This is a genomic window from Azospirillum palustre, from assembly GCF_002573965.1.
Taxonomy (GTDB): Bacteria; Pseudomonadota; Alphaproteobacteria; order Azospirillales; family Azospirillaceae; genus Azospirillum; species Azospirillum palustre.
This window is the reverse complement of record NZ_PDKW01000037.1, coordinates 246,380-270,497: the sequence shown is the minus strand read 5'-3', so window position 1 is coordinate 270,497 and position 24,118 is coordinate 246,380. Positions and strand designations below refer to the sequence as shown.

At 65.7% G+C, this 24,118-nt stretch carries 17 protein-coding genes, 1 tRNA gene, 2 pseudogenes, 1 CRISPR repeat array and 1 other annotated feature; of the genes and pseudogenes, 9 read left to right on the top strand and 11 right to left on the bottom strand.

Features of this window, described 5'->3' with window-relative positions:
- Positions 1-568 (top strand): ELWxxDGT repeat protein (locus tag CRT60_RS03110; RefSeq protein ID WP_342210663.1); only part of this gene is annotated, 568 nt, incomplete at its 5' end.
- A 246-nt stretch (positions 569-814) separates the two neighbouring features.
- On the opposite strand, the pseudogene CRT60_RS03105 reads toward CRT60_RS03110, so the two are convergent.
- The 8 genes and pseudogenes from CRT60_RS03105 to CRT60_RS03065 all read right to left on the bottom strand — a co-directional run bounded on the left by CRT60_RS03105 (position 815) and on the right by CRT60_RS03065 (position 15,190).
- A pseudogene (locus CRT60_RS03105) lies at positions 815-2,148 on the bottom strand (IS3 family transposase).
- Positions 1,749-1,864: a sequence feature (AL1L pseudoknot), on the bottom strand. It overlaps the preceding pseudogene by 116 nt.
- A 2,912-nt stretch (positions 2,149-5,060) precedes the next feature.
- Positions 5,061-6,684: direct repeats of the CRISPR family, unit length 32 nt; unit sequence GTTTCGATCCACGCTCCCGCGCGGGGAGCGAC.
- A gap of 172 nt (positions 6,685-6,856) precedes the next feature.
- Entirely contained in the window at positions 6,857-7,147 is a 291-nt protein-coding gene (gene cas2 / locus CRT60_RS03095) for a CRISPR-associated endonuclease Cas2 (protein WP_098734983.1), read from the bottom strand.
- A 6-nt stretch (positions 7,148-7,153) separates the two neighbouring features.
- Complete coding sequence (gene cas1c / locus CRT60_RS03090) at positions 7,154-8,194, bottom strand: type I-C CRISPR-associated endonuclease Cas1c (protein WP_098734982.1); 1,041 nt, start codon at positions 8,192-8,194, stop codon at positions 7,154-7,156.
- Positions 8,195-8,198: 4 nt separating this feature from the next.
- Positions 8,199-8,873, bottom strand: a complete 675-nt coding sequence (gene cas4 / locus CRT60_RS03085) for a CRISPR-associated protein Cas4 (protein WP_098734981.1) — start codon at positions 8,871-8,873, stop codon at positions 8,199-8,201.
- A 36-nt stretch (positions 8,874-8,909) separates the two neighbouring features.
- A complete protein-coding gene (cas7c, locus tag CRT60_RS03080) occupies positions 8,910-9,863 on the bottom strand; it encodes a type I-C CRISPR-associated protein Cas7/Csd2 (protein WP_098734980.1) in 954 nt (317 codons plus the stop codon).
- 3 nt (positions 9,864-9,866) lie between these two features.
- On the bottom strand, positions 9,867-11,675 hold the full coding sequence (gene cas8c / locus CRT60_RS03075; RefSeq protein WP_098734979.1) for a type I-C CRISPR-associated protein Cas8c/Csd1: 1,809 nt from the start codon (positions 11,673-11,675) through the stop codon (positions 9,867-9,869).
- Complete coding sequence (gene cas5c, locus CRT60_RS03070; RefSeq protein WP_098734978.1) at positions 11,672-12,346, bottom strand: type I-C CRISPR-associated protein Cas5c; 675 nt, start codon at positions 12,344-12,346, stop codon at positions 11,672-11,674. Before cas5c ends, cas8c begins: the two co-directional genes overlap by 4 nt.
- A 501-nt stretch (positions 12,347-12,847) precedes the next feature.
- Positions 12,848-15,190 (bottom strand): CRISPR-associated endonuclease Cas3'', encoded by a 2,343-nt coding sequence (locus CRT60_RS03065; RefSeq protein ID WP_244592234.1) that lies wholly within the window; start codon positions 15,188-15,190, stop codon positions 12,848-12,850.
- 205 nt (positions 15,191-15,395) lie between these two features.
- Here CRT60_RS03065 and CRT60_RS35425 point away from each other — a divergent pair, with 205 nt between their 5' ends.
- Positions 15,396-16,571: a helix-turn-helix domain-containing protein gene (locus CRT60_RS35425; RefSeq protein ID WP_143273039.1), complete on the top strand. Its 1,176-nt coding sequence runs from the start codon at positions 15,396-15,398 to the stop codon at positions 16,569-16,571.
- Between the two features lie 43 nt (positions 16,572-16,614).
- Here CRT60_RS35425 and CRT60_RS03060 read toward each other — a convergent pair whose 3' ends face one another.
- Positions 16,615-17,091: a helix-turn-helix domain-containing protein gene (locus CRT60_RS03060; RefSeq protein WP_204561630.1), complete on the bottom strand. Its 477-nt coding sequence runs from the start codon at positions 17,089-17,091 to the stop codon at positions 16,615-16,617.
- A 353-nt stretch (positions 17,092-17,444) separates the two neighbouring features.
- Here CRT60_RS03060 and CRT60_RS03055 point away from each other — a divergent pair, with 353 nt between their 5' ends.
- The 7 genes and pseudogenes from CRT60_RS03055 to CRT60_RS36795 all read left to right on the top strand — a co-directional run.
- Complete coding sequence (locus tag CRT60_RS03055; protein WP_098734976.1) at positions 17,445-18,005, top strand: hypothetical protein; 561 nt, start codon at positions 17,445-17,447, stop codon at positions 18,003-18,005.
- Positions 18,006-18,183: 178 nt separating this feature from the next.
- Entirely contained in the window at positions 18,184-18,909 is a 726-nt protein-coding gene (locus tag CRT60_RS03050) for a hypothetical protein (protein ID WP_143273037.1), read from the top strand.
- 45 nt (positions 18,910-18,954) lie between these two features.
- The gene (locus CRT60_RS36080) at positions 18,955-19,122 is read left to right on the top strand and encodes a hypothetical protein (protein ID WP_161957960.1); all 168 of its coding nucleotides are present in this window, start codon (positions 18,955-18,957) and stop codon (positions 19,120-19,122) included.
- The gene (locus CRT60_RS03045) at positions 19,119-19,310 is read left to right on the top strand and encodes a helix-turn-helix domain-containing protein (RefSeq protein ID WP_098734974.1); all 192 of its coding nucleotides are present in this window, start codon (positions 19,119-19,121) and stop codon (positions 19,308-19,310) included. The genes CRT60_RS36080 and CRT60_RS03045 overlap by 4 nt, the downstream gene beginning before the upstream one ends.
- Before the next feature lie 143 nt (positions 19,311-19,453).
- Positions 19,454-21,184, top strand: coding sequence for a site-specific integrase (locus CRT60_RS03040; protein WP_143273035.1), 1,731 nt, complete (start codon positions 19,454-19,456; stop codon positions 21,182-21,184).
- A 4-nt stretch (positions 21,185-21,188) separates the two neighbouring features.
- Positions 21,189-22,274 (top strand): tyrosine-type recombinase/integrase, encoded by a 1,086-nt coding sequence (locus CRT60_RS03035; RefSeq protein ID WP_161957959.1) that lies wholly within the window; start codon positions 21,189-21,191, stop codon positions 22,272-22,274.
- 9 nt (positions 22,275-22,283) lie between these two features.
- Positions 22,284-23,339 (top strand): annotated as a pseudogene (locus CRT60_RS36795) (recombinase family protein); the annotation flags it as partial.
- A 246-nt stretch (positions 23,340-23,585) separates the two neighbouring features.
- Here CRT60_RS36795 and CRT60_RS36790 read toward each other — a convergent pair.
- Both CRT60_RS36790 and CRT60_RS03025 read right to left on the bottom strand, forming a co-directional pair.
- Positions 23,586-23,867 carry a hypothetical protein gene (locus CRT60_RS36790; RefSeq protein ID WP_244592233.1) on the bottom strand — a complete coding sequence of 94 codons (282 nt, stop codon included), beginning with the start codon at positions 23,865-23,867 and terminating at the stop codon, positions 23,586-23,588.
- Between the two features lie 40 nt (positions 23,868-23,907).
- Positions 23,908-23,984: transfer RNA gene (locus CRT60_RS03025), tRNA-Met, on the bottom strand.
- Positions 23,985-24,118: the final 134 nt, after the last annotated feature.

Here is a 24,118-nt window from a genome sequence, read left to right as displayed (position 1 = left end):
CGCAGTGGGAGACAGGCTGTTCTATAACCACGGCGAGGATTTGTGGACCAGCGACGGAACCCCGGAAGGCACAATGCCGGTGAAGAATTTTCCGCCGGTCGGCCTCTCCCTGCCCAACCAGTATGTCGCCTTCGACGACCGGATTGCCTTTGTGGCCGGGGATGGGGAGCACGGCTTCGAGCTCTGGACGTCGGACGGGACGGAGCAGGGAACGCGCATGGTGAAGGATATCGCCCCTGGCAGCGCCGGGGCCAACATCGGGGACTTCGCCGTTCTGGACGACAGGGTGTTCTTCACCGCGGACGACGGAGTGCACGGACGCAGTCTGTGGATGAGCGACGGTACCGAGGCTGGCACGCGCATGGTGGCGGACAGGTTCCAAGACACGATCTGGACGGCGCCCGGCAACCTCCACTCGGTCGGCGACAGCCTCTATTTCAGCGGGATCGACGCCGGGCAAGGCGGCGCGCTGTTCCGATTGGATTCCGACGGGGAAGCGGTGACGAAGCTCGCCACCTCCCACCTCCTCAGCCTGCTTTATGGCACGCTGGAGATCGCCGGGATTTGATGCCACCCATTTCAGGCTGGTGCCGACCGCCACGAGCGCCCCCTGAACCGCGTCGGTATTTCTACCTGACCAATTCACCAGAGCCAGGTCGGCGGGCGCGGGGTTAAGCCACAGACTTCGTACATGCTTCTTGTGATGAAGCAGTCTGATCTTGCCCTGGTTCGGTGGTTCTTGCGCACTTTGCGTGGATCACGTGGCCAGGAGGGTTGAACCGCGCCGGGTTTTCCGGAGGCTGTTTTATTTGAGTCACGCCGCCATGGCGACGTGCTCGGTTTGAGCATAGTAGCGCGCATCGGCCTCGGCGGGAGGAATGTTGCCGATGGGCTCGAGGAGGCGCCGGTGGTTGAACCAGTCGACCCACTCCAGGGTGGCGAACTTCGACAGCCTCCAGAGTGCGCCATGGCCCACGGGGCCGGATTACCTCGGTCTTGTAGAGACCGTTGATGGTCTCGGCCAAGGCGTTATCGTAGGAATCGCCGACGCTACCGACGGAGGGCTCGACACTGGCATCGGTCAGGCGCTCGGTGTACCGAATAGCGACATATTGCGCCCCACGATCCGAGTGGTGGATGAGGCCGCTGCCTTTAGCCGGTCGGCGGTCGTGAAGTGCCTGCTCCAGAGCGTCCAGCACAAAATCAGCATGGGCTTTGGCCGACACCCGCCAGCCCACGATGCGGCGGGCGAAGGCGTCGATGACGAAGGCCACGTAGACGAAGCCCTGCCATGTCGATACGTACGTGAAATCGCGTCGATGACGAAGGCCACGTAGACGAAGCCCTGCCATGTCGATACGTACGTGAAATCGGCCAACCACAAGGCGTTTGGACGTGGCGCCTGGAATTGGCGGTTCACCCGGTCGGCCGGCTCTCGCGGTTCCGTTCCGGAACCGCTGCCGCCGCAAGGGGGGCATGGCGCTGCCCGGTCGCTGATCGTGGTGCGGACCGCCTTGCCGCGTGTCGCGCCCTTCAGGCCCATTTGGCGCATCAGCCGGGCCACCGTGCAGCGTGCCACATCGATGCCCTCCCGCCGCAAACTGCCGCCAGACTTTGCGAACCCCATAGACCTGGAAGTTCGCGTCCCAGACCTGCCGGATAGCAACACTCAGCTCCGCGTCGCTTCGCAAGCGGGCCAGCGCCTTGGACGGATCGGCCCGCCGGGCGGCATGGGCGTGGTAAGTCGACGGGGCGATCGGCAGCACTCGGCAGATCGGCTGACCCCGTGAACGGCGCGGTGCGCGTCGATGAAGGCGATCATTTCTTGAACGGGCGGTCGAACTCCGCCTGAGCGAAATACGCCGACGCCTTGCGTAGGATCTCGTTCGCCTGGCGCAGTTCCCGCACCTCTCGCTCCAGCGCCTTGATCCGCTCCTGTTCGTCCGTCGTCGGACCGGGGCGGTTGCCCTGGTCACGCTCGGCCTGCCGGACCTAGCCCCGCAGCGTCTCGGGATTGCAGCCGATCTTCGCCGCGATCGAGCTGATCGCCGCCCACTGCGAGGCATGCTCGTCTTCGTGCTCGAACACCATCCGAACCGCGCGCTCGCGCAACTCAGGGGCGTATTTGGGCGATGCCTGTTTCGTCATGATGACCCCAGTTTCTCAGAAGATGGGGCCTCCGTGAAACCCGGCGCGGTTCACACCCTGAAGATCGCACAAATGGTTTGGGGAATGAAGCGAAACTCGGGTTCTCCCGTGCGTATGATGATCCAGCCGACTCAAGGCCTTGCAGCCAGTTCTGGGGCACGTCTGCCTTTGGGCCAGTACCTCCACCGATCCTCCAATGGTTTCATCCGATGCTGGTGGACTCTGCCTCGCCGATCCGGGGAGGCACATGTTCACGAAGAGACCAAGGATGAGCCAAGCCTCTCACGTCGGTCGGGTTCCGTGGAATAAAGCCCGGCTGATCGGACCGAAGCCCCGCTCAAGCCGAAGCATGTCTGGGGGATCCGCATTCGCCTTCAACTGACGGACGCGACGCGCGACTTGGCGATGTTTGATCTGGCCATCGACAGCAAGCTGCGTGGGTGCGATCTCGTCCGTCTCAAGATCGGCGATGTCGCCCTGAACGGCTCGGTGCGCTCTCGCGCGACCGTGGTGCAGCAGAAGACCGGCCCCATCCGGTCCAGTTCGAGATCACTGAGCAGACCTCGGAGTCGGTTGCCCGATGGATTCGTCTGAGGAGTGGCCTCAGCAGTGATTAGCTGTTTCCGAGCCGTGTGCGGCCGGGTCAAGGCATGCACCATCTACGTTTCAGCCATCACAAATACGCGATCCTGGCCGCCGAAACTATCCGGGAGTTTCCGCCCTGGTGCTTCCACGACGCTGCCACGGAGGGGTTTTTCAGGCGGAATGCGGACAGCAAAAAGCCGCTGATTTTTTTGGAAATCAGCGGCTTGATGGTGGTTGCGGGGGCGCGCAACCACCGAGAGTTGAGGCTGCCACCCATAGCCGTTTGACGCCGTCGCCCTTCACGTGGGGGCGACCCTCCACCGTCCGCATAGGCATCGACCAGGGCAAATTTCGATCCACGCCTCCGCGTAGGGGGCGACCGACCCTGGAACTCCTGGACCAGATGACCGGCAAGGTTTCGATCCACGCCCCCGCGTAGGGGGCGACCCAATTGCGTCATGGTCTGCGCCGATTGCAACAGTTTCGATCCACGCTCCCGCGCGGGGAGCGACTTGCCCAGGAAGAGTGGTTCGACGCTATGGTGCTGTTTCGATCCACGCCCCCGCGTGGGGAGCGACAGCCGCTGCGGCACCCGCTACCTACCGATGCGCCTGTTTCGATCCACGCCCCCGCGGGGGCGACCTGCCTCGATCAGGTGCCGGTCACCCTGACGCATGTTTCGATCCGCGCCCCCGCGTAGGGGGCGACACGGGAGCCTGCTGATGGCAGTGGTCATTGCCGTGTTTCGATCCACGCTCCCGCGCGGGGAGCGACCTGGCTTAGGCGGCGGCCGATGTGGACCGCTATGTGTTTCGATCCACGCCCCCGCGCGGGGGGCGACGTCCGGCCGCAGCGTCGCCCGCACCGTACTGCAGTTTCGATCCACGCCCCCGCGTAGGGGGCGACTTCAGCAGGCCCGCCCGCTTGGCCATCTCGACCGTGTTTCGATCCATGTCCCCGCGTGGAGGGCGACTCCTAGACCTGACCAACGAGACCCTTCGTCGGCTGTTTCGATCCACGCCCCCGCATGGGGGGCGACCGGCGAGGGCGTCGAAGTCCTTGCCGATCGGCGAGTTTCGATCCACGCCCCCGCGTGGGGGCGACGCGCAGCGGCGCGCACCCAACGGGCGCAGGCGTCCGTTTCGATCCACGCCCTCGTATGGGGGCGACCATCGGCGGTGCCGTTGCCGCCATCACCAACGCGGTTTCGATCCAAGCCCTTGCGCAGGCGGCGACTAGACATTGACCGCACCGGCCGCGCCCGGCTGTGGTTTCGACCCACGCCCCCGCGGGGAGCGACTAGCTGGTGATCCCGCACCAGGCGTTGAGCCAGTCGTTTCGACCCACGCCCCGCGCGGGGGCGTCGCCTGTTCGGCGGCTCGTCCTCTGCCGCCAACCAGTTTCGATCCACGCCCCTGCGTGGGGGGCGACATCTGCAAATCCAGGCCTACGGCGATTATTGGGAGTTTCGATCCACGCCCCGCGCGGGGGGCGACCATTTCCTCGCCGTCATCGCCGAGCAGCGCAGCCGTTTCGCCCCACGCCCCCGCATGGGGGGCGACCCGGGACAATCGCGCCCGCTGCCCCTCGCACCTGTTTCGACCCCCGCCTCCGCGTGGGGGGCGACATCAGCGACGGGCCTTCGCGCTCCAGCATCAGGGCGTTTCGATCCACGCCCCCATGCGAGGGGCGACCTCCAGGTCGCGGCGGAGCGTTGCAGGTCCGTGCCGTTTCGATCCACGCCCCCGCATGGGGGGCGACCGTCAGTTCGCCGCCGCCGTTCCAGCCATAGGTGTTTCAATCCGCGCGCCCGCGCGGGGGGCGACCGCCCGCCCGCGTGACCGTCGTCGTCACCTACCAGTTTCGATCCACGCCCCCGCGCAGGGGGCGACAGCACGAATCTCCGCATCTGACTGTGGGCGCATGCCGTTTCGATCCACGCTCCCGCGCGGGGGGCGACCCGATGACGCAGGCGGTCGAGGACATCGCCACGCTGAAGTTTCGATCCACACCCCCGCGCGGGGGGCGACTGCCGCTCAGGCCGATGTGGTCAAGGCACCTGCCTGTTTCGATCCACGCCCCCGCCTGGGGGGCGACTATTCGTCAACTCGACATAGCCATAACGGGTCATGTTTCGATCCACGCCCCCCGCGGGGGGCGACTTCACAGCGTCGACCATGGCGCTTGTGATCGCCTTGTTTCGATCCACGCCCCCGCATGGGGGGCGACCCGAAGACGTTACCCCCACCCGCACAATCAACCGGTTTCGATCCACGCCCCCCACGGGGGGCGACCCGCCGCGATCTGGCCATGCGCGCGCCAGTCGGGGTTTCAATCCACGCCCCCGCGCGGGTGGCGACGGTTATAGGTACGTCGGGTGACCACCTGGGCACGGTTTCGATCCACGCTCCCGCGCGGGGAGCGACGCCATGCTTTGCGGCGCCCCGCCGGTCCACATGTAGTTTCGATCCACGCTCCCGCGCGGGGAGCGACTCTCATGCACCAAGACATGCGACAGGCTGTCATTGTTTCGATCCACGTTCCCGCGCGGGGAGCGACCGAGGTCGGCGCGATGATCGGTTGCGCTGAGGCTGTTTCGATCCACGCTCCCGCGCGGGGAGCGACCAGATCTCCGCCGTCTGCGTCGCGCGTCGAATGATGTTTCGATCCACGCTCCCGCGCGGGGAGCGACGCGCGCAATTCGCCAAGCACGGGCCTCGCTATGGAGTTTCGATCCACGCTCCCGCGCGGGGAGCGACTGGCGGTCACTCCGCGGCCGGGGTGGTAGATGCGCGTTTCGATCCACGCTCCCGCGCGGGGAGCGACCCGGAGGCGCGGTCCTTGGCCGAGATGACGATCTGGTTTCGATCCAGGCTCCCGCGCGGGGAGCGACAGGCGGACCAGAGGCTTGCCGATGAGGTGTCGCAGTTTCGATCCACGCTCCCGCGCGGGGAGCGACCATGGCTTGAAGGTCACGGTCACGTATGAGATGCGTTTCGATCCACGCTCCCGCGCGGGGAGCGACACAAGACCTGTGTGTGCCACCGCTGTCGCCCTGGTGTTTCGATCCACGCTCCCGCGCGGGGAGCGACATGCTGGCGCCGCTGCTGAGTTCGACAAGTGGGTGTTTCGATCCACGCTCCCGCGCGGGGAGCGACTGCCGCGGCATCGGCAGCCCGACACGATGCCTAGTTTCGATCCACGCTCCCGCGCGGGGAGCGACTCTCGGTCGTCCGCCCTCGCCTGCTGGATGTCCGAGTTTCGATCCACGCTCCCGCGCGGGGAGCGACCTGTGAGGGCCATGGCTTGTTCCTGTATTTTGGGGTTTCGATCCACGCTCCCGCGCGGGGAGCGACCGGCGGTGTGCTGGTCCTCCAGCCGCTGGCTGGTGTTTCGATCCACGCTCCCGCGCGGGGAGCGACCGGTCGGCAAGCGGACACTTGCCCGGCCGAAACCGTTTCGATCCACGCTCCCGCGCGGGGAGCGACACCGTCGGATCGTCGGAAGGGTCGTAAACCAAGAGGTTTCGATCCACGCTCCCGCGCGGGGAGCGACACATGGACCGTGATCGTCTGTCGAATTGGCGGGCGTTTCGATCCACGCTCCCGCGCGGGGAGCGACCGGCATGAATGGCGGCGTTGGTGGTGCAGGGCGAGTTTCGATCCACGCTCCCGCGCGGGGAGCGACTGGCGGCCCAGGCGGCTACGCCTATGGCAAATTCGTTTCGATCCACGCTCCCGCGCGGGGAGCGACGGACAAGCGCCATTCGTTCACCGCAGTGACCGTGTTTCGATCCACGCTCCCGCGCGGGGAGCGACCATGCACAGGGCCGCGACGCCTTCGCCGCATGGTGGTTTCGATCCACGCTCCCGCGCGGGGAGCGACAGGCGACCGTGTATTCCGGCGGCAGGAGCTGGACGTTTCGATCCACGCTCCCGCGCGGGGAGCGACTGGCAGTCAATATCCACTTGTCCAAGCACCCAAAATCTCCGGTCGAGCGCGAATCAGTTCGCGCGCGCCGTTCTGTCGGGCGTCAATCACAATGCCATCGAAGCTAACCCATTGAAAGCGTTCCGCTGCGAACCTCCCAGGAGTTTCCTGTCCGCTTCAGGTTCGCGCACGCTCAGAACACCAGCGTTCCGTCTAGGTCCAATGCGGGTTTGGCACCGACATGTTCAATGCGACGGCTAGCATTGGCGCCAAGATGGTAGAAGCGCAGGCTGTCTGTGCTCTGGTCGATTTCACCGAGCAGCCGGGCACGCAATGCGGTCCATTGCGCCGGATCGACCTCGCATTCGAATACGGAAAACTGAACGCGCTGACCGAAATCCCGGCAGGCCTTCGCAACCCGGCGCAATCGGCGGCGGCCGGCCGCGTCCTGGGTGTTTACGTCGTAGGTGATCAGCATCAGCATGGCCGGTCATTTCCATAGAAACGGCGGGTAGCCGTCAAGGTCACCGCGCAGATGGCGGGCCAGCAGTTGCGCCTGGATGTGCGGGACCAAGCCAAGGCTGACTTTCTCGTTCAGGAACGGATGGGTGATCTCATCCTTCTTGCGTTCCTGATAGGCGGCAAGGACGGCCTTGCGGGAGTCGTCGCGCAGCAGGACGGCACCGCCTTCAATGAAGGTAAAATCCTTCGGTCCGATCTGCTGCCGGTTGATCAGCGTCAGAACCACCCGGTCAGCCAGCACAGGGCGGAACTCCTCCATCAGGTCGAGGGCGAGGCCGGCACGGCCGGGACGGTCGCGATGCAGGAAGCCGACCTGCGGATCCAGACCAACGGATTCCAGCGCCGAGCGGCAGTCGTGCCCGACCATAGCGTATAAAAAGGACAGCAGGGCGTTGCAGGCGTCCAGCGGCGGACGGCGGCTGCGACCGCGGAACCGGAAGGCGTCGTTGTCGCGACGGATCAAATGGTCGAATGAGCCGAAATAGGCGTTCGCGGCGTCCCCCTCGTGTCCACGCGCGATGTCGATATTCCCCGCCTCCATCACCCGACGCGCCACATCTCCCAGGCGGCGCTGAGCGTCGTCCAATCCCGCGCGGCCGGACTCCACCATCGAAGACCCATGGTCCCGCAGCGCGCGACGCAGCACCGCACGCTGGTTCGCCGCCTTAGCCGTCACGATGGCGCGGACGATGACGAGCCCGGCGTCCGGATCGTCGGCCACCCGATACTGACGGCGGCGCAGCAACACATTGCCACTGCACGGCCCCTCCACCCGCGCCAGGAATTTGCCATGCTCGGTCAGGAAGGAGACCGTCACTCCGGCTTCGGCGCAGGCCCCCATCAGCGGCGGCGACATGCCGACCCGTCCGAAGCAGACGATACCGCCCATCATGTGCATGGGCACGCGGCCGATTTCCCGCCGCTCCACCTCCACCACGATGTTGGCGCCATCCTTGGACAGCCACGCGCCTTCGGTGGTGACGAACATCGTATTCAAATGCTGGCGCATGGGATCAGGAGTCTCCCCGGTCGGTTTCTCCACGGTCATCGGGTGGCATTGCGTCCTCGCCGTCTTCCAAGTGCCGGGCGAGCCAGTCGGCCACCGGCGGCGGACGGCCCAGCCGGCGCGGCCGGCAAAGCTCGATCATCGAACAGTTGCGGCATTTGGCCGCCTCGTACACCGGCGGCGGAGTGCGGCCGGACTCCATCATGGCGCGAACGGCGGTCGCCGTCCGTTCGGTCAACCCCCGCAACTCGTCATCGAGCCGGACCACGACACGCCGCCGGTTCTCTCCATAGAAGAGAGCCCCCTCGGCAATGTTCGTGTGGAACATCTCTTCCAGACAGATGGCCTGGGCGCAGAGCTGGACCTCGTCCGCCCGGTGGGCCTTGGGCCGGCCGCGCTTGTACTCGACCGGGTAAGGCCGCTGCTCGGGACCATGCAACTCGACCAGATCGGCAACACCGGCAAGACCGAGTCGCCGCGACCGCAACGGCATCGACCGCACCGTGCGGACGGTGCCGCGCCTGTCCCGGCCCCCCGCATCCACCGCGTCATGAAGCAGCCGGCCTTCGATGGTCAAGGCGTTCTCCTGCCACTGCCGCTCGACATGAATCAGGGCGCATTGGCGGGGACCGAACAGTTGGTGCTGCAACGCCGACAGGGGAAGAAGATCATCGTCGTCCATACCGCGCCTCCTTCCCCGGCTGGCTGCCCGTTTCGTTCAGAACTTCTCGATCATCGTGACCCCGGTCGGCACGCGGGCCGCATCCAGGGCGATCCGGTAATCGGCGAAGCGCCGGGCTGGCGGCAGGTTGCCGGTGCCGGGGCCGTCCAGCTCGTAATCCTCGCCTTGGAAGTGCCGCTTCACGCTGACCAAGTCGAATAGGCGGTGGGCGGGAGCGTTGCCGAGCGCGCTGTCATGGCGGAACAGGACCAGCTTGCGGCCGGCCATCTCGCCGCGGGCGGCCGAGCGGTCATGGTCGAACATCCCCTCCAGCGCGGTCCACAGAAGGTCCAGGTCATCCTCGTCGAAGCCGGTCCCCTCCGCCAGCTTGGCGGAGATGTAGCCATGGCAGCGATACAGGCCGTAGGGGACGACATGCTTGCGCCCCATGGTGCGGTTGTCGCGGCGCCCGTCGTCCGCCGGATCCCCGTCCTTGCGCTCCTTCGCCTCCTTTTCCGAAGTGGCGGCCATCCGGGTGATCGAAATCTCCAGCGGCAGGATCGGCTCCACCGAATGGGCAAAGGACAGCTGAACCGGCCCACGCACCTGCCCGCAGTTGATGCTGGTGCTCATCACCGCGCCGAAACTGCGGACGTCGAAGAAGTTGTCGCACATGAACTGCCGGACGGCCTTTTCCTCCGACTCCTTGGGCGACAGCTTCTTCGCGCTCTCGACATCCTTGTCGTCCGGACGGACGGCCCGGTAGGCGGCGCGGTGCTTTTCGTTCAGGATCGCCCCTTCCTGGACATAGATGCCGAAGCGCGGCTCGCCGTCACGGCTGAGTGCGGCGAAGTTGCGGATCTTCCGCTTCAGGCAGACGTCGGTCACCAGACCCTTGTTGGTTTCCGGGTCGAGCCGCGGCAGGTTGCCGGCGTCGGGATCGCCGTTCGGGTTGCCGTTGGTGACATCGAACAGATAGACGAACTCATAGCGGTTCTGGATCGCGGACATGGCTCAATCCTCGGAAACGGTCTGTTCAGTAGCGCCGGGGCGGTCGGTGGAAGCGGCGGCCTTGCCAGAATAGCGCTGGTGGTAATAGCCAATGGCGAAACGCCCCTGATCCTCAATGCGCAGCGAGCGTGGGAAGCCGCTGTCCAGCCCCCCGAGGATCTGGCCGATTTCCCCCTCGAACCAGCCGCCGAGCCGGGGCTTGTCGCCTTTGCGCAGCACCGCCAGATGATGGTTGCTGTTGCGCAGCAGCATGGGGAAGACACTGGCCGGGGTGGCCGACGCGGCGCCGAAATAGCGGTCGCGGATGCTGGCGTTCACATCCCCCAGGGCCGCCCGCTGGGCACCCTCCAGCACGGCGAACAGGCGGCCCAGCCGGTAGGCCGGGTTCGCCTCGTCTCGGTTCAGGCTCACGGGTATCTCCTCCGTCTTCTTCGTTCCCAGGCGGGAGTCGCGGTTCAGGCAGGCCCGGCAGATCGCGGCCTTGACGCCGTTCACCGGATCGCCGGCCCGTATGCGGGTGATGACCGCCGCCAGCAGGCTGCGGGGATAGCGACCGCCGGTCAGGATGGCGCGCATCACCTCCCCGGCCAGTTGCGGCGCGATGTTCTCGGTCTTGCCAAGCGGGGCGGTCTCGCGCAGCAGCATCCAGACCGCCGGTGCGGTGCGCCAGGGCGAAGGGTCGATCCGCAGATCCTCCCAATGGCGGCCGACACGTTCGGCGATGGCCGAGAAACTGTCCTCCAGCCAGAAACGCACTGACAGCCGGGCGATGTTGGGCGACAGGCCGAGCACGTAGAAGCGCGTCCGTTCGTCCAGTTCCGGCGCAATCTCCCGCACCGGTCGCCCCTGGCTGACCGGAAGCAGGGCGTTGCGGATCGCCTGCGCTTCGTCGGCGTCCTCGGCCGGCGGCGGACTGAGCAAGTCGTGGAAGAGTACCTCCGCCTTCTTGGCGGACTCCTCGCCGCCGGAGGCATCTGCCCAGAACACCGTGGTCGCATCGCCGATTACCAGCCGGTTGCCGCTGCCCCTTGCCAGCAGCGCGTTCAGGGCAGCGCCGTACCCGAAGGCTGCCGCCTCCGATACCGGTGCGTTCAGCCCCTGCTCCTTGCCGTAAGAGGTGAAGGCGTCGTTGTTGAAGGAGACGATGGAGGCTCCGGAACTCTGCGCGCCCATCACCCCCTTGATCGCCGGGTGCAGGCGGGCGATCGGCTGGCGCGTTCCCGTTACCAAGCAGATTCCTTCGCCCCCAGCACCCTCGGCCACCGCGCGCTCCCAGATGCGCCGGGCGGCGGGACGGTCGTGCAGGAAGCGTGGCTCCCCCCGATCATTCCGGTCGCCGTCAAGCATGAACATGAAGTTCTGGTCGAGCATGGCGTCGGTAAAGCCGCAGGCGTCGAAGTGATCCGCTGCCCAGACATCGAGGAAACGCAGCAGGGCGACCAACCCGGCATCCTCGGTTCCGGCCAGCAACCGGCGGTGCAACTCCTGAAAGGCCGCATGGTTTGCCGGATGGGCCACCCGCTGCCGCGTCGCCTTGTCCAGCCCGAGGCCGAGCACGAACTTCCCATTGTCCCACAGGAAGAAGGAGCGCGGCGTGGTCCCCGGACGCTTGAAGGATTGTGGCACCGCAGCCGGGCGCGGCTCCGCCTTCTTCCCCGACAGGCTCTGCCAGGGCAGGATCTCCACCGGCTCGCCATCGGGCGACAACACGATGATGTGGGCGATCCGCTCGGTCGAATAGCCGAAGGGCGGCACCTCGCCGCGGTCGGCCAGCCGATCATAATAGCCATTGAGCGCGGCGAGGACGGTCATGACCGCACCTCCACCGAATTCAGTGGCGGCACCACCATCATGCCGTCGCGCAGCGCTGCCCGGAAGAACAGCGAGGTCATGTCGTTCGCATGGTCGATGTCGAGCAGCATCCAGCCGAGGTCGCGGTCACGCTGGTCCGGCGGCAATTCCGACACCGGTGCGGCGCCATCCTCCAGAAGGGCGAAATTCGCCGGAAACTCCCGCACGCCCAGGCAGGGCTGCTGAAAGCATTGACCGCCTGCCGCCCGGCGATTGAACATCGACAGATGCTTGGCTTCGCTGTCGCCCGGTCCGGCGCGCTCTGTCAGTTCGAAATGGGCGTGGATGACATAGGCGACGTCGACCAGCAGGGTGGCGGCGCGCTGCTGCCGGTTCTCCTCCGCCACCATGCGCAGGTCCTGCACCTCGCCGGCCTTCATCGCCTTGCGCACCGCTACGGTCGGCACACGCGACCCGACCTCGTTGCGGCGGATCGACTGGAAGCGGATCGGCTTCAGCACCTCGATGGCGTCGATGGCCCAACGGATTGCCGGCTTCCAATGGATCGCCTCCAGGATGCCGCGCGCCGCCGACGGCGTCATGACGTCGTAGGACACCCGCTCGACCTTCATTTCTGGCCGGGTGAAGCAAGCGCGGTCGCCCCACACGTGAAGTTTCACGCCGTAGGCCATGGGCTTTGCCTTTTGAAAATCTGGATTGGAGTTTCACGCTTAAGGACGTGAACTAGGGCATGGGCCGAGGCAAAAAGCCACCGCCCATGCCATTGACGGCACACCCAAACCAAGACTCTTGGCTTTCAGGCGCGCCTGTATCATCTTCTCCGGAAGGCTTGCCACACCCTGCACCTCCTTTCCTAGCGGCTGGAGAGACGGGAGAGCCTAACAGGCACGTCCGCGTTGCAGCGCTGACGTGCCATACTCTTTTCTAGAATCTCTTGCGGGTCAAGAAAAAGTTCATCGTTTGAACGATGTAACGATCAACGTACGATGAAAGAGCGTTGGAGGCTTGCACCCTCCAGAGCAGTTTGCATACTATCAACTCGTCGGCAGGCCGATGCAGTGGTTTTGCCGTGGATCGAAATATCGTACGTTGTTCGCCAACATCTGTCCACCCGATGAATGGGCGAGTTCCAAGGAGCTCGCCCACTTTCAGGCGAACAAAGGCACCCTTTATCAGCTAAAAAAATCAAATCGCCGGAAGGTCGGATCCTCCCAATCCAGCCCGACATCGGGGCGGTAGAGGTCGTCGTTGACCAGCGCGACGAACTGATCGCCGAATTCGCCACTCCGGATGCACTCCGCCGCCCCGGCCTTCAGCAGGCCGGCACGGGCCGAACGGGGAACCTGGACCAGATAGGGCTGCAAAGCGCGGGCAATCCCCCCGGTCTTATCCGCCGGAGCGTGGCGCAGGGCGTCGAGCAGGCGCGGGACGGCGTCCGGCTCACCAGCAGGACGATAGGGTACGATCACCGGCACCAGCGGCGACTCGATGATCCGGAACGCCTTCGCAATGTCGGCAAAGGGGAAGTCGTGCCTACGCCGATGGAGGCGCAAAGCGTTTAGGATGCCGCGGATCGCGGCCGTTCCCTCCCCCACCATGGCGGAGTCCAGATCCTCGCCACCGCGCAGCCAATAAACCTGCTGGAAATAGGCACGCAGGGTATCAAGAGCGAGCGGGTCGTCGTGGGCGCGAAGAACGCTGGCGGCGGTTCGGGCGAACAGGGCCAACTCCGCCGGGGGCCGGTGACCTTCGTTCTCAGGGCTATCGAAGACGAAGACTCGGCCCAATTCCGGCAACTCGCCGTTCCGGTTGCAGCGGCCTGCTGCCTGCGCGATGGAATCGAGCCCGGCCATCGCCCGGTAGACTGCGGGAAAGCTGAAATCCACCCCAGCCTCTACCAGGGACGTCGAAACCAGCCGGACGGTCTTGCCGTCCTTGATGTCCTGGCGGATGGCCGTCAACTCCGCCCGCCGGTGTTTGGCACACAGGCAGGTGGACAGATGTCGCGCGCCCTCGGTCACCGCGATCCGCCTGTGAAGGTCGCGCGCGTGCCGGCGGCTGTTGACGATGCACAAGGCTTGTGGCTCGCTCAGCAGCCGGTCGGCAAGCGCCTCTTCGGACAGCGGTTCGGCGATGGTGCTGACCGTCACCCGTTTCAGGCGGCGGTATAACGTTGGCGGATCGGGAGCCAGTTCCCGCACCTTGTCCAGGCCGCCCCTGAAGCCGGCTTCCGTCGTCACCGCCGGCTGGGTCGCTGTGCACAGCACCACCGAACTGCGATAGCCGCGCGCCAGTTCGCGCAACGCCTCCAGGCATGGCCGCAGCAGCTTCAGCGGCAAGGTCTGCGCCTCGTCGAGGATCACGACCGATCCGGCGATGGCATGCAGCTTCCGGCAAGCCGACGGGCGATTGGAGAACAGGCTTTCGAAGAACTGCACCGCGGTGGTGACGACCACCGGCCGGTCCCAGTTTTCAGCGGCCAGCCTCAGCTTGCGCGCACCATCCCGGCCTTCTTCGTCGGGCGCGCCGCTGTCCGCCGGTCCAAAATCGAAACCGCTGTGATGTTCGAGCACGGCGTCGTCGCTGCCCAGGGCGTCGCGGAAGACCGCTGCCGTCTGTTCGACCACGGAGGTGAAGGGGATCACATAGATGACACGCCGCAGCCCGTGCCGAACCGCATGGTCCAGGGCGAAGGCCAGCGACGACAGGGTCTTGCCGCCGCCGGTTGGCACCGTCAGCGAGAATAATCCCGGCTCGTCGTCCGCTCTCGCCCGAACCGCTGCCAGCACCTCCGCCCGCAAACTGTCGACCGCACCGGTCCGCCCGTCGAATTGGGCCAGATGCGCGTTCAGCCGGTCACGAAGATCGGCGACGGTGAGCGGGCATCCCCGCTCGACCGGCTCTTCATGCAGATCGGCATAGAATCGCTCCGTCTCCAACCGATCCGCATCGACGAGACAGGAAAAAAGCATACGAGTGAGGAAAGCGGCAGAGAACTCGTGCGTGAACCCCTCGGACAGCACCGGCGCGGCCAGAGCGACCTCCGGCGGTGCAATATCAAGGTAGGGTGTCAGACAACTCTCCGGCAGGGGGGTAGCGGCCCCGGCTGCTAGCCGATCTTTCAGCGACGACAACCCACCGCCAGCAATGTCCCCGTTCGCCAGTCCGGCATGATGGCCGGCGATCCCATAGGCCATCATTCGGCCGAACGGCAATGGGTATTTGCGCTCGCCGATGACAGCACCGGCGGTCGAATGGTCGACGCTCGGCCCTTGACCGCGGATATAGGATTGAAAAGCATCCCGCGCCTTGCCGATGTCGTGGAGCCCCCCCATGGCCCGTGCAAGCTCTTGGCCACCGAACGCGGCTGCAAGCCTCCCCGCCCGATCGGCGACATTGGTCAGGTGAGCCGCCAAGGGCTCCCACAGCTTTTCATCCCTTCCGGAAACAGAGTGCGCATAGATCATTGCACTCATAACGTCATTCGCGATCCATTTCCCCGTCAGGGTTGTCATTGTGCGATACAAAATATGCTCTGGCAATGCCTACGGCGAAGCGCCTCCCTTTTTGAGAAAGTTGCTAATTGCTTTGCACATTTAGATCGCTGCCATTTGGAAGGGCAAGCGATGGGTCAGTTCCGACCATCTCACCGATAACCAATCGGGCACAACCGGTACCCAGCGCCAAGAATAGGCACCTTAATGCACCTAGGAGCCCACCGTGTCCGCCATCAGCTTGCTCGACAAACACCTCCTTCTGGAAGCAGTAGCCTGCGATCCTGCCCGCAGCCGTATCGAAATTGGCATTGTCGCCTGCATTCTCCATTGCCTCGATAATAATACTGGCCTCGCTCGCGTTGGATTCGAGCGCCTTTCCGAACGAACTGGCGCCAGCAGGAGCGGTGTCCAGCGAGGAGTCAAAAACTTGGAGCGCGCTGGTGTCTTGCCGGTTCACAGGCGCGGTGGATCGAACAAGGAGGGCGATCGCATGGCGAATGTTTACCACCCGAATTTGTCCTATCGCCCTGCCCATCTTCAAAGCACGACCGGTGTGAATGAGGTTATTGGCCGCATCGGCAGCACGGACGCGACCAGTAGCGCGGACGCCTTCGACCAGGAGCGCCGGCGCGTTGGACTGGTAGCGTCCACGCTCCCCTTTCCCTCTTCTCTCCCCGGGTTTAACCCCGGGGGAGAGGAAGAAGGGGTTACCCCACCGCCGCCCGGCGCCGTCACCGCCGTTGGCGGCGCCGTCGACGGCGGGGTAACGATCAAGGTCCAAGATCACGCAGACCGCTTTGACGAGTTCTGGTCAGTCTGTCCCAAGCGGGAAAAGCGGCAGGAAACCATAGAAGTTTACCGCGAGGTCTTGGCTTCTGGTGCCGCGACGCCGTGTGTGTTGATCGCCGCCATGCAGCGATATGCGGTCGCCAAGGCCCACCTTACCGACTCGAAGTACCTCAAGTTCCCGCACAACTGGCTGCGCGGGGAATGCTGGCTTGAGGATCCTCAGCCGCCGAAGGCAAAGCCAGTGAAATCACGCCGGTCGTCAACTGAGAAGCAGACCGAGTGTGTCCGCAAGGTGGCTATCTCGGAAGATAAAAAGCAGCCCATTAAGAAGAAGCCCAACAATCCCGAAGCGACAAGGAGGCGCCCGCCCGTAAATAGCCAAAACTCCGATCAAATCGTGAATGCCTCTGCGCCCCTGAAGCCGAAAGCTCACAAACGTATCCATCAACCTGGAAATATCATGGAGCACCATACCTTCGGCCCTGTTGAGGTTCTCGATGGCTGGACGGAAGACGGGTATGTAGAAGTCAAAGTACTAAAAACAAACATAACCCGAATGGTTTTTCATGGTTACCTTGGAAAAATTATCAGGCCAAGCTGGGCAAAGTAGAGCTAATGTTCATAAAACATGTAATTATTGGAAATACAAAAATCTAAGAACAGTTCTTTCTGATTTCAACGACAACTGCGAGTTGCTTTACAGCAATTTCAAGATCCTCGTTCGACAATTGTCGAACGAGGATCTTGAGGTTGCCTTCCAGGACAAACCGCCTGTCGCTTACCTTTTGCTCAACATCTTCAAAGAATTGCTGTATCGGGACGTCAAGATGCCGACCGAGTTGCTCCAGCGTGTCGATCGTCGGAAAGGTGCGGCCTCGTTCGATGTTGGACACAGCCTCGACCGTCCGGCCGACCAGATCCGCCAATGCCTCTTGGGTGAGGCCGCGGGCCACCGGCGCCTCCTTGACCCTCAACCCGACACGCTGCTTCAAGCTCAATGACATGAGCCGGATCATTACGCCGTTATAGCGCCTTGACCACGATCCACCAGATCGGTATTCGTCGATCAGAACGAACCAGTGGACCGGCATGAGCCCATGCGAGCCGACAAACACAGCAGCAGCGGACATATCCCCGTCAGCAGAGTCCCCATCAGCGGCGGTGCCGGGTCCGGCCAGCGGCCCTGTCGGTTACGTCGCCTACCTTGCCAGTCCTCAATGGCGCGCTCTGCGGCGTGATGCGTTCGCCCGCGATGGCGGACGGTGCGTCCTGTGCAACGCGACAGACCAGCTGGAAGGGCACCACCGCGTTTACCCGCCCCGCGGCGATTGGACTCAGGACAGCCTGGAAGCTGTGACGACGCTGTGCGCGCCCTGCCACGCGATGGTGACCGGCATGCTGCGCGGCCGCCGTTACGCCGCGGCCACGGTCAACCTCCCCGACACCCAGCCAAGCCGCCCCCGTCCGCGGCTGGAGGCCCCCGATGTATCAACCCCTGAGCTTCCAGATCACCGGCGTCTCACCCCTTCTCATGCACAACGGCCGGCTGGCCGATCCGCTCGACCCGCTGGTGAAGGACATCAAGAAGCTGAGCAGCAAGCGGCCAAAGACCGAGGCCGATTTGGAGCGGATGGCCAAGCTTGAGTTCCTCGGTTCGCTGTACCTGCAAGGCGGCGAACCCTGTCTCCCCGGCGAGTTGATTGAGGCGGCGCTGATCGACGGCGCTAAGCGCAAACGCCGCGGGCCGCTGGCCAAAGCGGGCATCCTGTGTGACGGCAACATCCCGCTTCAGTATGACGGCCCCCGCGAGCCGGAGGCGTTGTGGGATGATGGCCGCTTCCGCTTTCGCACCGGCGTCCGGGTCGAACGCCTGCGGGTGATGCGGGTCCGGCCACGCTTCGACGACTGGAGCGCTGCGGTCACCATCCAGTACATGCCGTCGCTGCTGAGCGAGGATGACGTCCGGGACATCATCCGCACCACCGGCGAGGTGGTCGGCCTTGGAGATTGGCGCCCCAAATTCGGGCGCTTCACGGTGCATTGAGGGGCCGACCGGCGCGCCTCGATGCGACCTTGGCCTGGCAGGGATCGGCGTGCCATGGCAAGGCTGGGCATGTCAGGGGAAGGGCGGCGTCAGCCGCCCTTCATGCCGCGGGATGGTCCCGGTATGATCCAACGCGGTACCTCGGCACTATCCCCCTTCGACATCACACCGAGCCATCATGACGGAACAGGCACCTCCGCCGACGGAAATGCAGGATGAGCCATGGCGGCCGTTGTTCGATGCTGTCGTCGATCGGCTGCAGTTGTCTGATCCCAGCAGGATTGCGGCATGGCGCCTCTACGTCGAGCAACTTCCGGCCTTGGCAGCGTCCCAGGCGGCCATCGACCAGACGCCCGCTCCCAGTGCCACCCGCGACCGGATGAAGCGCATCATGACGGCCTGCAACGCCCTGTTGGATGCCATCCAGGACGACACACCGCAGGATGGACGCCTCCGTCCTGTCCCGCAGCTCCTGTGGGGCTTGGCCGCGCAATTGACGCCGGACGATCCCAACGCCGCCATCATCGATGGGCAGGCAGATCACGCGCTTGAAGATGCCTTCAGCGGCGTGCTGATGCTGCGCTCTGCGGCTGAACTGGTGCGGGATGCCGAAGCGTACCGTGTCGCCTCCGGCGTCGGTGGAACGCGCCACAAGGCCGCGGCCGGCTACCACATGACTTTCGACTTCCTGCTGGACGTCTATGAGGCGATCAGCGACCGTCCGCCCGGCACCTCCTGGGACGACATGAGCGGGGCCGCCGGCGGGCCGCTGGTGGACTTCCTCCAGCTCTGCCTGGAGGCGCTGGGCTACACGCCGACCAAGAACGCCCTGCGCACCGCAGCGAAGCGCGCCATCAACGGCCGGCGAACCGACCCGAACAAATCAGCTGCGCCGCAAAGCTGATCTGGCCCTTTCGGCACAAGAGTCCAGCTTTGGCACGAAGAGGGGATGACCCACCATGTCCTCTCCCCCGACACCGCCGCCCCCTGCATCCCTCCCGAATCCGAGGCTGCGGTCGAGCGCCTGCGTGCGCTGGCGCGCCTGCTGGGCCGCATGGCGGCGCGGGAATACCTGGCGGCTTCGGGCGAGGCGACGCAGCCCCCGAAGCCGGAATGAGCAAGCCCCCTTCCCGTCCCGCCGCCCTGCTGACCATCCCTGACGTCGCCGAGCGCCTGCAGGTTAGCATCAAGACCATCCGTCGCTGGATCGCGTCGGGCGACCTCCCCACCGTCCGCCTCGGCAGTCAGATCCGCATCCAGCCGAAGGACCTCGACATCTTCCTGCGGCAGCGCTGGATCAGCTGACCACCTCTGTCCTTTATTGTCCAGTAGTGGCAAGAACTTAGACGATCATCGGGAAGAGGTCACCCTCGTATCTTCGAACAAAAAACGTGCTACGTCTTCCCGATCTGGACTTCCTGTCCACTCCTGTCTTCCCGAGGCCATGGATGAGCACTTCCACTACTTCCCAGCCTCAGCGCAGCTCGCCTGCGGTGCTTGATATGCCGCCGATGCGCTCCCTGGCCGACCTGCTGACGCGCGTCCTGGCCGACCCCGCCCTGCCGCCGCAGCGCGCTCGGGACCATGCCTCCTCCCTGCGCCGCTTCGGCGGCATCGTCGGACGCGACCTCGCCGCCATCCCCGCCAGCTTCGATACGCTGCGCCCGCTGATCGCCTCCGTCCATCCGGCGGCCCACGGCCTGTCGCTCAAGCGCTGGCAGAACATCCGTTCCGCCGTCAGCACCCTGCTGCGCCATTACGGCGCCACGGCAACCCATCGGCGCCTCGCCTGCCACCTGCCGGAGCCCTGGTACAGCCTCCGCGCGGCGGTCACCGACCCGGCGATGCAGCGCGGTCTCGCCCGCTTCCTGCGGTATTGCGCCGACCACAACATCGCGCCGGACGCCGTGTCGGACGCCACCTTCACCGCCTTCGCCGCTTCGCTGGCGACCGGCACGCTGGTCGCCAAGCCGCAGCGGGTCGAGCGGATGGCCCGCCAGCAGTGGAACCGCGCCGTCGCCGCCGCCCTGCCCGACTGGCAGATCACGCCAGTGCCGGTCACCAGCAACCGGGACGACTACCAGCTACCGTTGGACCGCCTCCCGCCGTCCTTTGCCACCGATCTGGCGGCATGGATGCGGCGGCTGTCCGGCGCCGACCCGCTGGACGAGTTCGGCCCAGCCCGCCCGTTGCGCCCCAGCTCGCTGAAGACCGCCCGCGGCCATGTGCTGCGTTTCGCTGCCGCCGTCGTCCATGCCGGCGAAGACCCCCAGGCGTTGAACACGCTGGCGGCGCTGGTGGTGCCGGAGCGCTTTAAGGGCGCCCTGCTGTGGCTGATGACCCGCCGGGGCGGCGCCAGCCCCGGCCTGATCGAACAAGCGAAGTGCCTGCTCTCCGTCGCCCGCCACTGGGTTCAGGCGCCGAAGGCCGACCTGGAGCGGCTGGACAAGCTGGTCGCCAAGCTCGGCAGCCGGCGCAAGGGCATGACCGACAAGAACCGCGCCCGCCTGCGCGCTTTCGACGATCCCAAGCACCTGCTGGCCCTGCTCACCCTGCCGGAGCGGTTGATGGACAAGGCCGACCGCGTGGCGGCGCCCAGCCGCCGGGAAGCCTTGATGGCGCAGACCGCGGTGGCCGTGCAGATTTTGCTGCTGGTCCCGTTGCGCCGCCTCAACCTGCTGCGGCTGGACGTCCATCGCCATCTCTGCCGCAGCCGCTGCGGCCGTCACGCCGTCGTCCATCTCGTCATCCCGGCCGAGGAGACCAAGACCAGCCAGCCGATCGAGGCGGTGCTGCCGGAGCCGCTGGTGCGGATGATCGACCACTTCATGACGCGCTACCGTCCGCTGCTGACGCCGGACACGGGCGGCCTGCTGTTCCCCGGACGCGATGGTGGCTGCAAGCACATCACCGCTTTGACGGCGCAGATCGAGCGGGCGGTCCGCGACCATACCGGCCTTGTGGTCAATCCCCACCTGTTCCGCCACCTCGCCGGCAAGCTCAGCCAGCAGTTCGATCCCGGCAATTACGAGCTGTCGCGCCAGCTCCTCGGCCATCGCTCCACCGACACGACGGTGACCTACTACACCGGCCAGGACACCGCCGCCGCGGTCGCCCGCTATGACGCCAACATCCTGGAACGCGCCCGCACGCTTCGCAGCCACGTCGTGGGGCGCTGAGGCGATGAGCAAGACCTCCGTGACGATCAACCGCCGCAGTCTACCGGTCAGCGCGTGGCCCGAGCAGGACCGCAGCTTGTGGCAAGCCGCCTGCGAAGCCGGCGGGCCGCTGGATGACGCCGGTGCCGCCACCGACTGGGCACCGGCCACCCGTCGCAGCCGCGCCGCCAACTACGGCCGCTGGCTCACCTTCCTCGACCAGCAGGGACTGCTGACGCCGGGTGCCGCCCCTGGCGACCGCGTGACGCCGGACATGGTGCGCAGCTACATCGACCTGTTGCGTCCGATTCTGGCGCCGCTGTCCTTGTGGACCACCATCGACCAGCTCGCCGCCATCATGCCGGCCGTGGCGCCCGACGCCGATTGGGGGTGGCTGCGCCGCACCGCCGGCCGCCTGAAGCGCGGCGCTGCCAACCGGCGTCCGATTGCGCCGCGCATCCGCAACGCTGCCGACCTTTACCAGCGCGCCCTCGCCGCCCTTGCCGGAATCGACGGCAAGCCCGAAACCCGGCCGTTCGCCCATGCCACCGGCTTCCGCGACGCTCTGATGTTCGCCCTCACCATTTCACGGCCGATCCGCCGCCGCACGTTGGCAGGTTTGCGGGTGGGGCAGCATCTTCGGCCGACCTCCGATGGCTTCCTGATCCAGCTTGAACGCGAAGACCTCAAGTGCGGCGGTCCGATGAGCTTCCCGCTGCCGGCCAGCTTGGTGCCCCACATGGCGCGCTATCTCGACCTGCACCGGCCGCGGCTGCTGCAAGGCCACGCCCATGATGCCCTGTGGATCACCCGCAAGGGGCTGCCGATGACCCTCAACGGCGTCTCCAGCTGCTTCGAGCGCGCCACCCCGGCCGTCCTCGGCGAGCGGATCAACCCGCACCTGCTGCGCCACTGCGCTGCGACCAGCATCGCCCTCGACGACCCGCAGGGTGCCCGGCTGACGGCGGCGTTGCTCGGCCACAGCACCCTGCGGACCAGCGAGCGCCACTACACGATGGCCAAGGGGCTGGAAGCCAGCCGCCGCTATCAGGCGACCCTCACCGACCACATCACCCGCCTGCGCCGCGTCGTCCGCGGCGAGCGCCCTTAGGAGCCCGTTATGCGCGCCGTCATCTACGCCCGCTATTCCAGCGACCAGCAACGCGAAGCCTCCATCGCCGACCAGATCGAGGTGTGTCGGCGTTATGCCGAGCGCCAGGGCTGGACTGTCGTCGACCACTACAGCGATGCCGCCCTCAGCGGCGCCAGCCGTCATCGTCCGGCCTTCCAGAAGCTGCTGCGCGAGGCGGGACAGCGCCGCTTCGACATCGTCCTGTGCGAGGCGATCGACCGTCTCGGCCGCCGGCTCGCCGACACCGCCGACCTTCAGGACCGCCTCGCCTTCCACGGCGTGCGGCTGTTCACCCCGCAGCTCGGCGAAATCACCACCATTCATGTCGCCGTCATGGGCATAATGGCGCAGGTCGCCTTGAAAGACCTGGCGGACAAGACCCGCCGCGGTCAGCTCGGACGCGCGATGGCCGGCCGGATGCCGGGCGGCAAGGCCTTTGGCTATGACGTGCTGGAGGGTGACGCCGACGGTCGCGGCAAGCGGCGGATCAACCCGGCAGAAGCCGAGGTCGTCCAGCGCATCTTCCGCCTGTTCGCCGACGGTGCCAGCCCGCGCGCCATCGCCAAGCGCCTCAACGCCGACGGTGTGCCCGGTCCGGAGGGCCGGCTCTGGCAGGACACCACCATCCGCGGTCAGGTCGAGCGCGGGACCGGCATCCTCAACAACGCGATTTATGCCGGCCGGCTGGAATGGAACCGCTGCTCCTACGTCAAGGATCCGGAAACCGGCAAGCGGGTCGCGCGGCCCAACCCGCCGGAGGCATGGGAGGAGGTGGAGGTGCCGGAGCTGCGCATCGTAGATGCCGCATTGTGGGAGCGGGTGAAGGACCGGCAGGCGTCGATCAGCTTCGAAATCGGTCGCGATGACCAGGGCAACGCGCTGAACCGGGCGCACCGCCGCAAGTTCCTGCTGTCGGGGCTGCTGACCTGCGGGTGCTGCGGCGGCACCTACGCCATCATGGCCAAGGACCGCTATGGCTGCGCCGCCCACCGCAGCAAGGGGACCTGCACCAACGACCGCACGATCACCCGCTTCGACATCGAGCGGCGGGTCCTCATCGGGCTCAAGGAGCGCCTGCTGGCGCCCGAGCTGGTCCAGGAGTTCGTCGAAAGCTTCCGTGCCGGCGTCGAAGCGGCAACGGCCGACCGCGAAGCCAACCGCCGCACGCGCGAGCGCGAACTGGCGGCGGTCGAGCGCAAGATCGCCGGTATCCTCAAGGCGATCGAGGACGGGCTGTACCACGAGTCGATGAAGGAGCGCCTGACCATCCTGGAGGCGGACAAGGGCCGGCTACTCGCCGAGGCCGGGGAGCCCGATGCGGACCTGCCGTCGGTCCTGCTGCACCCCCAGCTGCCGGATCTTTACCGCCGCAAGGTGGAAGCGCTGGAGGCTGCTCTCGCTGGCGGCGAGGACAGCGCCGAGGCGATGGAGATGGTGCGGATCATGATCGACCGCGTCGTTCTGACGCCCTCCCCTGCCGGTGGGGGGTTGGACGCCGACCTGCACGGTGAGCTGGCCGGCGTGCTGGCGGTCTGCGAGGGCGCCGTTCAGCTGCGCAACGCCCAGACACACGAACGCCCCGGCTCTTTCGAACCGGGGCGTCAAGTATCGGTGGTTGCGGGGGCAGGATTTGAACCTGCGGCCTTCAGGTTATGAGCCTGACGAGCTACCGGGCTGCTCCACCCCGCGGATGTCTGTCATGTGGGAGGATGGATTTCGTGAAGATGCAAGCATGCATGCTTTGGATTGAAGCGTCTCCTGTGCCTGAGCGACCTGGCGGCGACCTACTCTCCCACGTCTTAAGACGCAGTACCATTGGCGCG

Excerpts from the sequence above, each read along its gene's own strand:
- cas2 (WP_098734983.1), bottom strand. The coding sequence starts at position 7,147 with ATGCTGATGCTGATCACCTACGACGTAAACACCCAGGACGCGGCCGGC.
- cas1c (WP_098734982.1), bottom strand. The coding sequence starts at position 8,194 with ATGCGCCAGCATTTGAATACGATGTTCGTCACCACCGAAGGCGCGTGG.
- cas4 (WP_098734981.1), bottom strand. The coding sequence starts at position 8,873 with ATGGACGACGATGATCTTCTTCCCCTGTCGGCGTTGCAGCACCAACTG.
- cas7c (WP_098734980.1), bottom strand. The coding sequence starts at position 9,863 with ATGTCCGCGATCCAGAACCGCTATGAGTTCGTCTATCTGTTCGATGTC.
- cas8c (WP_098734979.1), bottom strand. The coding sequence starts at position 11,675 with ATGACCGTCCTCGCCGCGCTCAATGGCTATTATGATCGGCTGGCCGAC.
- cas5c (WP_098734978.1), bottom strand. The coding sequence starts at position 12,346 with ATGGCCTACGGCGTGAAACTTCACGTGTGGGGCGACCGCGCTTGCTTC.
- CRT60_RS03065 (WP_244592234.1), bottom strand. The coding sequence starts at position 15,190 with ATGACAACCCTGACGGGGAAATGGATCGCGAATGACGTTATGAGTGCA.
- CRT60_RS03060 (WP_204561630.1), bottom strand. The coding sequence starts at position 17,091 with ATGTCCGCTGCTGCTGTGTTTGTCGGCTCGCATGGGCTCATGCCGGTC.
- CRT60_RS03055 (WP_098734976.1), top strand. The coding sequence starts at position 17,445 with ATGTATCAACCCCTGAGCTTCCAGATCACCGGCGTCTCACCCCTTCTC.
- CRT60_RS03050 (WP_143273037.1), top strand. The coding sequence starts at position 18,184 with ATGACGGAACAGGCACCTCCGCCGACGGAAATGCAGGATGAGCCATGG.
- CRT60_RS36080 (WP_161957960.1), top strand. The coding sequence starts at position 18,955 with ATGACCCACCATGTCCTCTCCCCCGACACCGCCGCCCCCTGCATCCCT.
- CRT60_RS03045 (WP_098734974.1), top strand. The coding sequence starts at position 19,119 with ATGAGCAAGCCCCCTTCCCGTCCCGCCGCCCTGCTGACCATCCCTGAC.
- CRT60_RS03040 (WP_143273035.1), top strand. The coding sequence starts at position 19,454 with ATGAGCACTTCCACTACTTCCCAGCCTCAGCGCAGCTCGCCTGCGGTG.
- CRT60_RS03035 (WP_161957959.1), top strand. The coding sequence starts at position 21,189 with ATGAGCAAGACCTCCGTGACGATCAACCGCCGCAGTCTACCGGTCAGC.